Annotated in this window: 9 protein-coding genes; 5 read left to right on the top strand and 4 right to left on the bottom strand. The window is 42.8% G+C overall.

The annotated features are described in order from the left end of the window. Window positions 1–3 precede the first annotated feature (3 nt). Window positions 4–807 carry an HNH endonuclease gene (locus SD449_RS01150; protein WP_116183683.1) on the top strand — a complete coding sequence of 268 codons (804 nt, stop codon included), beginning with the start codon at window positions 4–6 and terminating at the stop codon, window positions 805–807. Between the two features lie 152 nt (window positions 808–959). Here SD449_RS01150 and SD449_RS01145 read toward each other — a convergent pair whose 3' ends face one another. Genes SD449_RS01145 through SD449_RS01130 form a run of 4 tightly spaced genes read right to left on the bottom strand, consistent with a single transcriptional unit; the run spans window position 960 to window position 8,411 of the window. Next, window positions 960–5,864: an SNF2-related protein gene (locus SD449_RS01145; RefSeq protein ID WP_067030391.1), complete on the bottom strand. Its 4,905-nt coding sequence runs from the start codon at window positions 5,862–5,864 to the stop codon at window positions 960–962. Window positions 5,865–5,904: 40 nt separating this feature from the next. Next, window positions 5,905–6,354: a hypothetical protein gene (locus SD449_RS01140; protein WP_141673213.1), complete on the bottom strand. Its 450-nt coding sequence runs from the start codon at window positions 6,352–6,354 to the stop codon at window positions 5,905–5,907. A gap of 1 nt (window position 6,355) precedes the next feature. After that, the gene (locus tag SD449_RS01135; RefSeq protein ID WP_116183684.1) at window positions 6,356–7,630 is read right to left on the bottom strand and encodes a hypothetical protein; all 1,275 of its coding nucleotides are present in this window, start codon (window positions 7,628–7,630) and stop codon (window positions 6,356–6,358) included. After that, the gene (locus tag SD449_RS01130; RefSeq protein ID WP_181899447.1) at window positions 7,617–8,411 is read right to left on the bottom strand and encodes a M23 family metallopeptidase; all 795 of its coding nucleotides are present in this window, start codon (window positions 8,409–8,411) and stop codon (window positions 7,617–7,619) included. The genes SD449_RS01135 and SD449_RS01130 overlap by 14 nt, the downstream gene beginning before the upstream one ends. A 105-nt stretch (window positions 8,412–8,516) precedes the next feature. Between SD449_RS01130 and SD449_RS01125 the strand changes: the two genes are divergently transcribed. The 4 genes from SD449_RS01125 (at window position 8,517) to SD449_RS01110 (ending at window position 12,575) form a co-directional block, all read left to right on the top strand. Continuing rightward, window positions 8,517–9,743, top strand: coding sequence for a hypothetical protein (locus SD449_RS01125; RefSeq protein ID WP_147296615.1), 1,227 nt, complete (start codon window positions 8,517–8,519; stop codon window positions 9,741–9,743). Window positions 9,744–9,866: 123 nt separating this feature from the next. Then, window positions 9,867–10,697, top strand: coding sequence for a hypothetical protein (locus SD449_RS01120; protein WP_067030376.1), 831 nt, complete (start codon window positions 9,867–9,869; stop codon window positions 10,695–10,697). Between the two features lie 67 nt (window positions 10,698–10,764). Beyond that, on the top strand, window positions 10,765–12,321 hold the full coding sequence (locus SD449_RS01115; protein ID WP_067030373.1) for a hypothetical protein: 1,557 nt from the start codon (window positions 10,765–10,767) through the stop codon (window positions 12,319–12,321). Further along, window positions 12,318–12,575, top strand: coding sequence for a hypothetical protein (locus SD449_RS01110; protein ID WP_067030369.1), 258 nt, complete (start codon window positions 12,318–12,320; stop codon window positions 12,573–12,575). Before SD449_RS01115 ends, SD449_RS01110 begins: the two co-directional genes overlap by 4 nt. Window positions 12,576–12,584 lie beyond the last annotated feature (9 nt).

The following is a 12,584-nucleotide window of genomic DNA, read 5'->3' as shown; positions in this document are numbered from 1 at the left end:
ATTATGCGTTGTATTTTCTGCAAGAAATCGTCCGGCAGGTCTTCAAGTATTCAGCATATCATTCCAGAATCGTTAGGCAATAAAGAATTGATTCTTCGACCTGGTGTGGTATGTGATGAATGTAACCAATATTTTGCCGTGAAAATTGAGAAACCATTATTGGAGATGAAGTATTTCCAAAATGTAAGATTTAGAAACAATATCAAATCTAAAAAAGAGCGTAACATCCCATACAAAACCCTATTTCCGCATAAAGATGGTGGCTGGTTTGATATGTATATGGATGGGGATAGTTTGGGTTTTAGAGGCGATGATACTAAAGTAATAAACTTAATACGCAACAAGAAGGTCAATAAATTAATGTTTGAAGTGGTGGATATGCCTGAAAACAAAAACTACCAAATGTCCCGTTTTCTTGCAAAGACCGCTCTGGAGTTATTTGCTTTAAAAGCAGGTCATAACCAGTCAAATCTGAATGAAGTTATTGATATGTCCGAATTAGACCCATTACGTGAATATGCCCGGTTTGGAAAAGGAGAACAATGGATTTATAGTCAGCGTAGAATTTATTCCGAAGAGGCGCGGTTTGTAGACCCTATATTCAATCCTAAACCCTACGAAGTACTTCACGAATTGGATTTCTTAATCATCGAACCGGGCATATATTATTTCGTTCTTGTAATTATGGGTGTTGAATATGTAATTAACTGTGGAGCTTCTGAGCTGAATTTATTTAATGATTGGTTAGAACGAAATGAAAATCAATCGCCTATAAGGCGTTTTACGGAGAGAATGGTCAAGGAGTAAAAAGCAAGCGTTAGGGATAGCAGCGGCATCGAACGCGGCGGGCCGTTAGGGTTCGTTGCCCAAGAAAGCGACAACGGAGCTCTTTTTGGGCTTACGAAACCTTGGGGCCCGCAAGGGCGATATAGCGGATAGCCCGGGCAACGCCCTAAACCTTACATTGAAATTTCTTGGTTCATGTTTATATTCTGTGACCGTGCACTTTGTGAGTTACATTTCTCTTCTTTTTCCTCCGGTTCGGCATCGTACTTTTCATCAAGGTCGGTATTGATTTCTACGAGCCTTTTCTGAACCAATGCCAGTTTTTCGGTCTTGTCGAATTCAAGTTCCAATACTTTCCGGTTGGCCTTTATGGATTTTTTGTACTCGGCCAGATGTTCCTTTTGTGCCAAGAGGGATTTCGGGATTTTGGATAGGGCATTGTAAACATAGTCGGTCAGGCTTTGCCAGTTGGCCACGATTCTCTTGGAACCATAACCATAGGAGGCATTCGGGGTAAGTACCAATAAGCGGTGGTGCAATTTGTCTTCTACGTCAAGAACCAGTCTTGCATTGGATATAGTCATAATGGTATGCTGGCCAACTTCTTCCCGTTTGGCCTGTAACCTCGAATTAAGTATTTGGCCCAACATATTGGCATCCATGGTATCGGGGCTATCAAGTGCCTTTCCCAATGCACTATAGTAAACGTCCTTTTCTTGCAGCGTGGTCCACAAGGACAGGTCTTTTTCAAGTTTGTCAATATTCTTTGTCGTTCTTGTCAGTTCGGTTTCATAAAAGGCGATATTGTTCTTGGCCTCCAAACGGTTCTTCTTGAAAATGGATCGTTCCAGTTCCAGTTCGTCCAATTCTTTGCCCAATTCCTCTTTTTCCAGATACAACGGGTCGTTCTTTGCGACCGCCAAGAGCGTTTTGTAATCTATGGTGCCCTCATCGTTTACCGCGCCCATATCCAGCCGATTGAACTGTATGGTGCCATTGGTCAATTGCTCGATAAAATTTTTCTTGATGTTGACGTTGTTGAGCATGAGGGCATCGGTACAGTTTTCGACAATGTAAAAGGAAACAACGACCTTGTCCCCAAAATGCTGCTTTGCGCCAATATTGCCTTTACGGACTCCCCTACCGTTTCGTTGGTCGATGTCCGTCGGACGATAGGGAATGTCCACGTGATGGATGCGTACCAATCTTTCTTGGATATTGGTACCGGTCCCCAACTTTTCAGTAGAACCGATGATGACCCTATAAGTGCCTTCGTTCACTTGCTTAAAGCATTCCAGCCGCTTGTTGTCGGTCTTGAAATCATGGATAAATACCACTTCTTCTTTGGGAATATCGAATTCTTCGGTCAGAATGCGTTTGAGTTCATCGTAAATATTAAATGTGTCTTTCGGTACGCCCAGGTCCGAAAAAATGGCCTGTGTACCTTTAAAAGCGTCCGTTTTCCTATAGGTGTCATATACCTCGGAGGCTATTTTCTGCAGTTTGGCATCGCCCGGATCTTCTAGGTTCTGGTTCAACATCCTTGGGTCTATGGAGGCGTTTCTCATGTGGTGCAAGGCAATCAGTGAGAGGGCGCTTTTTTGGTCTTCCGTATAGTCCTTATCCCCATATAATAGGCTGCTGTCCCCCGTTCTTAGAAATTCCTTGATCTGTTCAAAATATTCCAATTGGGCCGCCGTGGGTTTTAGCGTGTGCACATCGAGCTGCATTTTGGGCCTATCGATTTGGTGCGTGGTTCCGTTGACAATTATGGAAATCTCATTGTACAGTGAGGACAACAGTTTCATTTTCTTGAACGAACGAAAGCGTTCGCGAACTTTATAATCCCCCGAGACGGTAGGTTCAAATTCATAGGATTTGTTGGCGAAGACCTGTGCCCATTGGTCGAATGATGTAATGTTCATCTGTTCCATTCTATGCGGGATTAGATATTTGAACAGCACATAGACCTCCGTAATGGAATTGGAAATGGGCGTACCCGATAGAAAAGTGGTCTGAAAATCCCTTGTCTTTGCCCTCTGCAGTGTTCGGATGGCCACCAAAAGGTTTTTACTGCGTTCGGAGCCTTTGTTGGTATTCAGCCCCGCAACCCTGTGGTGCCTTGTTGTGTACATCAGGTTCTTGAACTTGTGGGATTCATCTACCATAATATGTTCAAACCCCATCTGCTCAAAATCGATGGCATCGTTCTGTTTGCTTTTGATCTGGTAATAGACCTGCTCCAAGGTTACGTTCAGGTTTTCCTTTCGTTTCTCCAGACCTTTGAGCACCCTTTTGCCTACATCGTATTTATTTTCGTTGATTACGCTAAGGTCGCGTTCAAGGTTTGCCAGCTCCTCGCTTATGATTTCATGGATGATCTCGGGGGATTGGGGTATGAACTTAAACGTGTCATGACTCATCAGCACGACGTCATGCCGGCCATTTTTTATTTTCTTAAAAAAGGTGTCTCGCTTTGTCTTCCCGTTTACTACCTTATCATGGGCCACCAATAGTTTCATCGTGGGAAATGCATTTAACAACTCCCGTTCCAATTGCACCACGGTGGAGCGAAGACCGATGACCAATGTCTTTTCCGAGAGGTTCAGCTCCTTTAGTTTCTGGGTCGTAAGGGCAATATCCAAGGTTTTTCCAAAACCGACTTCCTTGTTGACCAAAAGGCCTTGGTTTACGATGATTCCCGCAACCGTATCCATTTGGCTTTTGTACGGGGTAAAATATTGCAGCCCTTCAAAATGAAGGTAGTCACCGTCGTATTTCGGATGGACCTGGGCATCGTAGGTATTGTAAAAAATACGCTCCAATTGCGCCTTGATTTCAGGCTTGCCCAAGATGTATGCGGTAAACTCCTTGTAAATAAGGTCGAACTTGATGCGTATTTCCTGCATTTTCGCCTTGTCCGTGCGCTTATATTGTTTCGAGCCTTTTGTGACGTAGGGTATGGTGGAGTTCAATGCGCCTTCCAATATCTCTTTGAAATTGTAATAGCGATGTTCCGTACGCACGCTGAATTTTTTGATATACTCATAATCCGTCTTTTCGATTTTGACCATGTACTTGGAGGTACTCTCGTTATAGGCGATATGTACCAAGGAGCGGTAGGTGTCGAAAATGAAGGCTTGGGTATATTCAATGGGAAACCACGGTTCATGGAGTTTGATATCCAGATCCTCGTAAGGGGTCATCGGTGGCTTTACCTTTTCCAAGGCAACAACAGTACGTTCGATATAGGATTTGTCCACATAGGACTGATATTCCCCAAAATCGTTTTTGCGATAGGCATTCAGTTTTTCGTAAATGGTTCCCGATAAAAACAGGAACTTGGGGGCCAGTTCCCATCCCTGCTCCTTCGGGTCCAAAAACAATAGTTGCAGATCCAAAGCCTTTTTTATGATTTCGTCCTGTTCCATGCCCGTGTTCGAAACCAGGGAATCCAATTTTATTCGATTGAATTTGTTCAGGGAATAATAAATGGCATCTTCCAAGCTGAGCACTTTCTTCGGCTCTTGCGGCTTTTCTTTTGAAATCGACCGGAATGATTTATTGAAAACCTCCGATTTGATAAAGTTTCCGTCTTTCGGTGTTTCCAGCCCCAAAATCAAAGGCCCCTGAATATCCAAGGTCACAAAGGGATAGTTGGCTTTGTCATGGAGCCGCCCGTACTGGAAATTGAAGGCATCGTATTGATAGTCTAGCTCGTCCCTTACCTTGTCGATCTGTTCTTCGGGTGCCCGTAAAAATTTGAAATAGGTATCCCGCAGCGCTATTATTTTTGACAGCCTATCGAACTCCCGGGGCTTTACTTTCAATAACCGTAAACCGTTTTCCTCTTCTACTTTATAGAGTTTTTGTTGCTTGATGGTCAGATTTCCAGGTTTAAGTTCGGGATCGTCAGCACCGGAAATACCGATGGCCGTTTCTTCCGCCTGCGAGGTTTCTTTAGGTTTTGGGGCAATGGCCGGAATTGTGGCCTTTTTTTGCGCCTTTGGTTGCACGGTAAATCCTGCCATCAACGCTTTGATTTCAAGAGCGATATGCGCCAAGCCTTTATCGCTTTTTACGGTGTAGTCCGCATTGTTGTAGAGACCGCCTTCTTCGATAGTTCCAATAATTTGGGAGGTATATTCGGTATAGTAGTCGTTTATCTGAACATTATTTTTCCCTACGGTTTGCTCTGAACTGTTGGCAAACAAGCTGTTTATTTTCTTCTGTTCGTTCGAAGTTTCAATACGCCGGTTATTTTGGAAAACCAGAATATCCGTTACAATAGCCGTGTTCTCTTTGGAAAACGTAGTATCGGGCAGACGCACCCCACCCATAAAATTGTTTCGCTTGATGATATGCTCCCGAATTGGAACGTATTTGGTCCTGTCCATAAAATTCTTGGTGCATATCAAAATGGAAACACCTGAAGGTTTTAGACATTCAAGACTTCTGTAGACAAAATAGGAATGGATATTTCTGGAAATCTTGGTTTGTAACGGATGGCCCATTAGACCGCTGTCGAATATTTTATTGTCCCCAAAGGGCACATTGCTGATGACCAGGTCATAGCTTTTCGCAGCATCGGTCCGGGAAAGGTTTTCAAAGGGAACGCCGAAGATTTTGACCCGCTGCCGGAACCTGAAGTTGTGCTCCAATATTCGTACGGTTAGTATCTCCTTTTCAAAAGCGGTAAACTTCGCGGAGGGATAGCGCCTCAACAATTCCCGAATGAACAGCCCGTTACCGGCGCTTGGCTCAAGAATGGTTTTAGGAGTAAAGGACCCTTGGGTTTTTAAATAGTGGGATATTGCATCGATAATCGGCTCGGGGGTGTAAAAAGAATTAAGCGATCCTTTTTTTAGGCTACCGATAATGGTGTTTGTGTATTCTTCGCCATAATATTTCTCCAATATCCTAATGAGCTGTGCCCGGTAGGCATCATTTTTTAGAATGTCGAAGATATTTCCGAATCCTGGATTGTTGATGAAAAAATGGGATTGATTTTCAGGACTGTGGAGTGCTTCAATCGTCCTGACCAAATAATCCAGGTACTTCTTTTTTGAGTATTTCATTTTGAGTGAGTGAGTTAAGGAACTTGATCGGATGGTTATGTTACATAATTAATCCTTTGTTTTGGTTACTGTTCAGAAGCTTGCGAACTTCTTGCAGATCATTTCTTGAGAGCGTAAAACCCAAGTCCTTTTGTAAAGCCATATTGCATTTGTCCGTTATATTTTCAGACCTGCAAAGAATTCCCTGGAACTCTTTTTCATGTTTGAGAAAATATTCCTTGGCAAGGTCGATTCCGTGTTCTTCGACCATACATTTTCTGGCATATCTGAGCCTTTTACAAATCCATTCGTAATTGTAGTACAAAAGGTTTTCGTACAAATCACGGTTCGCCATATAGTTATCCGAAACCAACTTTTGTGTTTCCCTATCGAATAGAATAACACTGCCGTTATCGTCCCCTTCGCTAAAATCCATGTAGTAGGTAAAATCGATGGTTTCCATTACCTTCTCAAAGGTGTTGCCCTGATGTATAAGCATATTCCGATCCATGCTATTGTTGTTTTATTTGTGCAGTTTGTATGGTTTGATTTTTTTGAAGTTTTGCCAACGCAGTTTGGAAATTAGTACTTCGGGAATAGGTTCGGTTGATGTGTTCCAATACCGAGTCGTCAACCGGTCTGGAATTCATTGCTGACCGATGATGTTTCCCTTCCAAAAAATGCCATTTTCCTGTGCCATAGTGCTTTTTTAGACTGGCCTCATTGGTGTCGGATTTCAAGGAAATGGCATCCGTTTCGACCAAAAAGTTCTTTTTTGAAATGACCTCTTTCGATATATAGTACTTTTCAATGGCCGAGAGCGAACCCGATTGCATCCGGCTTTCAAAATTTTCCCAGCGTAAACGCCCCTTTCCATTTGCCCCGTCATGTTTCCCTATCTGTAACGTTCCATTTTGAACCCCTAGGCGGAGTCCATGTTTAAGATGGGCCAATACTATAATTCCGCTATCGAGAAATCGCTTCTTAAACTCTTGCTTTTCAAAATAAATGGATTCCTGTTTCGGTGCCGTTTCCATAAATGACTGAAAAACAAAATAAAGGTCGGTCGCCTCGGTCAATGTCATTATGGTTTCCTTCCCTTGCGACAAGGACAGATAAAATTGCTGGCCAAAATAGTTTTTGGGGTTCACTAATAGGTCTTCCTTTGGGGAGGAAATACTATTTTGAAAATAGGTGTTGCTATGAAATGTTTGCCGAACGGCATCATTATAGACCCGACAAATCGCCAATTTGTAATCTTGGCCGACTTTCAGAGCACCTATATCGAAAAAAATATGGCTTAATTTAAGTTTATTGCCCATTTCCGGATGCAGTGCACCAAAGTACCGTTCCAATCTTACCGTGTCATAAGGTTTCCATAGGGGAATATTTTCATGATTGCGATAGGCTACGCAGAAAGTTTCGTTAAGGGTGTCAAAGCCCAATTGCATCATGGCCACTAGCTTTTCCCCTTCCATGACCCGAAGATTTCCGAAGGGAACAATCTTGTGGTCTTGTTCTATAAAACGTTCTTTCCGTTTTGCGGCTACCAATTGTAATTTAAGGTTCTTATCTACATATCCCCTTTTTGCAAGCTGGAGTTGTTTCATGAAACCCAATCGTTTCGCATCGTTTACCTCTTCAGGTGTTACTTTGTCGTATTCCAGAAGGCTGAAATCCCTGAAATCGGGGTCTTTAGCGCTCATCCTATAGTTATTTACGGAATGGTACAGCCTTCTTGCCGAACGCAGTACCTTCTGCCAACGTTTTATGCTATTCTTCTCCATCTTTATTTGGATTTATTTGGATTACATGTTCATATATCTTCTTCTTTAAGGCAAGTGAGGGTCTCGGATCGATCTTTACTTGATTTTTGATGGTCTCGTAATGTAAGTGGTAGCCAGTGGAACTTCCCGAACTTCCCACGGTAGCGATGAGTTCATGCTGTTCGACCTTTTGGCCCTTATGGGCCAAAACTTTATCCAGATGCCCATAAAGGGTCTGAAAACCGAATCGGTGCTTGATTATGATATGGGTTCCATAGCCCTTATCGGAATAGAAAATATCGGTAATGATACCGGAGGCCGATGCGTAGACGGGTTTGCCGTTGGATGCGGCCAAATCGATTCCAAAATGTTTTTTTGTCTTTCCGGAAATCGGATGGCTCCGAATACCGTAATCGCTCGAAAGTATATAATCTCCTTTTTCCAAGGGAACGGCGGAAGGGAGTTGCTCCAATAGTACGTGGCGACATTTCAAGTACGTTTCCAGTGAACCTATATAGGAATAATCGGGAATTTGATAGAGATACGTCACGATGCGTTCCTCGATGGCCATCAGTAGTTGTTCCCGCTCTTTTTGAACGGTCAGTGAATCGCCATAATCGGAATTTATATTCAGTTTTAGGCGTTCTTGATACTGGGCCATGGCAACGGTGGCGTCATGCAGTCTCGTTTCCGACATCTTGTGATCTCCCTGTACAAAATACACAAGGCATACAAGCGTCAATAAAAGAAGATAGGCCAACTCCTTTCTTCCCAATTGTTTCAAGCATTCCCAAATGCCCAAGATGATATTTTTTGTTCGAAATGTTGTGAATTCAAAAAAATTCATATATTTGTATTTATAAGCAAATATATTATTTTAATGCAAATACACAAACATTAATAGGATATGATGAACAAATGGCTTGTGGAAGACTATAGGATTCATCTCCCCAAACTTTTTGAACACTTGGGTTTCCAAAGTATTCGAACGGAAAAGACCCATCGCATTTTCGAAAATGCCGGACTGTATTATATAGTCATATATACAGAAGAGGGCTTTTTGTACTATAAGGCCCAACGTCCGAAGGAAAAACTCTCGGCAACAGATCTGATCACCGAACACGTCTCGAAAATTGAGGGCGTACAAAAAGAAATGCTATGGGACAAGGTAGCGGCCTACCATACAAAGGTATTGGAGACTGACGCTTTGACCATATCAAGGGATTGGAAGGGTGAGTTCAAAAAAGTGCCCAAGGATTTCAATCATTTCGATTCTTATAGACTTCCCATCCAAAATAATGGCGAAGGCCTGTACGGTGATGCTGCCGATTTACCCTCTTTTACCGGCCGTATGTTCCTAAACGAAAAAGGGGAGATTCTTTTCCCCCTGTTCAATATGCAGAATACCGTTTGCGGGTATTTCGTCGACGCGGGCAAAAATGTGGCCCCCTACCGGGAATCAGCTGCGAAGCATGCCTTATGGTATTCCAATATACCCAAGAAAATTGACGGACTCTTTCTTTTCAAGAATCCCAAGGAGGCCTTGGCCTTTCATAAAAAATTCCAATTGAAAAACGTGGTGTATATGGCGTTGGGAGAAATAAATTCACAAACAACCGATATTCTTTTTCAAATACGGCAAACCGTTAAAGTGGACAAGATTATGCTTAGTTTTACCGGAGAAAAGAAAATAGAAGGTTATTTACGGGACCTTCATTTCATAACCTTCATAAAGGATTCCGGATTCAAATTGTCGTTGACGGACAGGGATATGGTACTAAGATTCCCTATTGGCGACAAAAAAGCCTTTTCCAGATTTTATGACCATACGAAAAGGTACAATAAGGAACTGGCCCAAAGCTTTTTAAGATATAACAACATACTCGACCAGCATCGATTGAACCGGTACGGAATCTCGGTTTCCAAAAACGAGGAAAGTATCAAGGTGCGATTGCCCTTGGAGACGAACGCCATTAAACTTTTGGTCTGGTCGTACTATAAAAACTATTTGAACAAGGCGATAGATATTCTAAAACCCAAGTCCGGTAATTGGTATTCGGAATGGGAGACCATGGAACATCGATCCAAAAGCGGAAAGGAGGTGCAGTTGAAAGAATATAGAATCGCACTATAAAAAAAATGGAAAAAGGGCGCTCCCGCCCCTTTTCCGTTCCTTAACTAGCAAATCACTCCTGAAATGCTCGTTACTCAAAAGTACTTAATTAAAAATTCCTTAACAATTAAAAATCACTCAAAAATGGAAAAACAAGTAGAAAAAGTGTTCGTAAAACTCAATCAGGCATGGCAGAAAGGCGATGCGGTCGCCGTCAACGACACAACGTACAAAGTGAAGACGGCCGACAATCTGACCTTTGAAATCGATAAGCAGAGCGAATATCTCGAAATGCAAAAGTCTCCTGCGCAGCGATTTGCGTTGGGCGAGGCCAAAGAACGGCTTGAAGGTGCGTATATCAGTTTTGCCAAGCTCCCCGAGAATGTGCAGGATGCCATCGTAAGAGGGGAAGAATACCTCCATAAATCCGCGTATCCAAAAGATGGTGTCATCAAGGAAAGCGTTAAAATGGTGCAAATGGTATACAGCCCCACTTCTGGTTCCCGATTGGATGTTCAAATCAAGCGCAAGGAGGAGGTAACCTTGGCCCAGGCCAAGGCATACAACCACCAGTTTACACAGGCCGAGTTTGACAAAATGGTCAATGAGGGCCGGTTCGTTTCCTTTGAGGGCCGTTCCTCCAATGGAGAATCGTTCACGAAACTGGCCTATTACGAGCCAAAACTGAACGACATCCGTACAAAATCGGCTTTGTCGTCCAGCACCTATCTCTATGGGCAACAATTGACCCAAGAACAGGCGGATTCCTTAAATCAGGGCAAGGAGACGAAAATAACGATCAAGGCAACCAAGAAGGGGCCCTTGACCTATATGGTCAGCTACAGCCCGAGAGCCGAGCGCTTTATTACTAAATCTTTGGAAAAAGCAAAGGTCAAGGATATGGAAACCAAGGATGCGATAACGGTAAGCGGCGAAAAAAAAAAGAAACAGCCTAGCAACGCCATAAGTATGTAATCCAATAATTACCAACTCAATGTAATGGCCGACATGCTTGGTGTGTCGGCCATTTTAAAACCTTTCCATGCAAAGTCCAAACTACGGGGATAACCCGCAACACTATAAAAATTTGATTGCCCAGATCAATGAAGAGGCTAATTTTCCGATGTACCTACATCAGAACGGATACAAGTTGGTACAACAAAGTGCCGGGTCTATGGAGTTTCAAAATGACGAGGACCGCATTGTACTGCAGACGATGCGCAAACCCATGACCTACTTCAACCGGAACGATTCCTGCGACAAGGGCCTGTTCTTTAAATACCTTTTGCAACGTAGTGCCAATTTCTACAAAGCCATAGAAAGCGGTTTGGAAATAACCAATCGAACCTACGATCTAGGGAACACCGTTATCAAAATCACAAAATCGAATGCTTTCTTAAAATCGTTGGAAGAAAAATACAATATAGTCCCGTTACGGAATTCAAACTATTTACGGATCCATCGGGGAATCTGCAAAGCTACCATAAACAGTCCGCTCTTTAGGGGCCGCATTTTCAATGCCTATCACATTAGGGACAACGGCGGTAGAATCGCCAACATCGCCTTTCCCAAATATGATTTGGCGGGCGACCCAAAAAACTATATCCTCTATAACAAGCCCTACCGCAGAAGGGCCGACAATAAAGTAAAAAAGTTCCGTCTTGTATTGAATCAAAAAGATCATTTTCTTTTTCATTCCAAAATCATGGCAAGGCCGACCAGAATTATTTTCGGGGAAAGCGGTATAGACCTTCTTTCCTACCAAGAACTTCATGGCAAAAAGGATGATTTCTACGTTTCCTTCGGTGGGAACGTGCACAGGGAAAAACTACAATTCTTCATGCAATTGATTACGCCAATGCTACAAAATAAAGGCCTCGAACTCAAATCCATCATGGACAATGACATATCTGGCCATGAGTATGACCTAAAGATCTTTACGGCCCTGATCAATCAAAACAATACGGACCTCTATGCGGAAGCCTCGTTCAAAAATGGCAATGTCAGTTTGAGCATCCATTATACTGAAAAAGTGCGAAATCGGATTGCATCCCACAAAAATCTCTTGGAGGAAAAATTGACCTCTGACCTCCGTAGGGATAACCATGTTTTTGGTTTGGTTCGATGTGTGGGGTTCTCCGATAAATTGCTTTTGGAATTCTCTTTACAGGAAGTAATCAATACTACCCATATCATACGGCAACAAAATGTATTCAAGACCTTACTCGACGCCATTAACGGCCTGTATCTCCCTTTTACCGCCAACATCCATAAATCAAACGGAAAGGACTGGAACGACGACCTCATGGTTTCGAAAAAAACAAAATTTATAAAAATGGAAAAAGTCGTACCCAAGGAATTGGGGATTGGCGATCAAATCGAATTGAAATCGCCCAAGGGTCCAGAGGGCGCAACGAACAAAGGAACCATCAAGTCCATAAAGCCAAATGGCGTCGAATGTGATTTCGGGTTGACCTATACGTATGCCATCCCCTATTTGGCCATTGTCTCCCATTTTAAGAACACCGCTTTTCTTTCCAGGGAAAGGGAGGATGAAAGAACAAAGAAAAACGATAACTTACAAAACCATATCGCATGAATATCATGGAACCACTATCGGAAGAACTACAGGACAACCAATATTATGTCGCCCTCTTGGACGAACTCGTCGAAGAGAACGATATCGAACTAAAGCACCGTCTGCAAAAAGCGGATACCTATGCCCAATTCATCAACGATCAGGCCGGTCTATTGATGGATAAGACCATAGACTACATAAAGTCGAATGAAGTATCTTTCGTCCTTGCGTCCAACATAGTGGTAGAGCAATGGAAGGAACGTATGTTCAATTAGTCCTTCAAT

It is taken from the genome of Flagellimonas crocea, from assembly GCF_033441595.1.
GTDB lineage: Bacteria > Bacteroidota > Bacteroidia > Flavobacteriales > Flavobacteriaceae > Flagellimonas > Flagellimonas crocea.
Note: the sequence above shows the minus strand (reverse complement) of the source record. Positions and strands in the feature narration are given on the sequence as shown.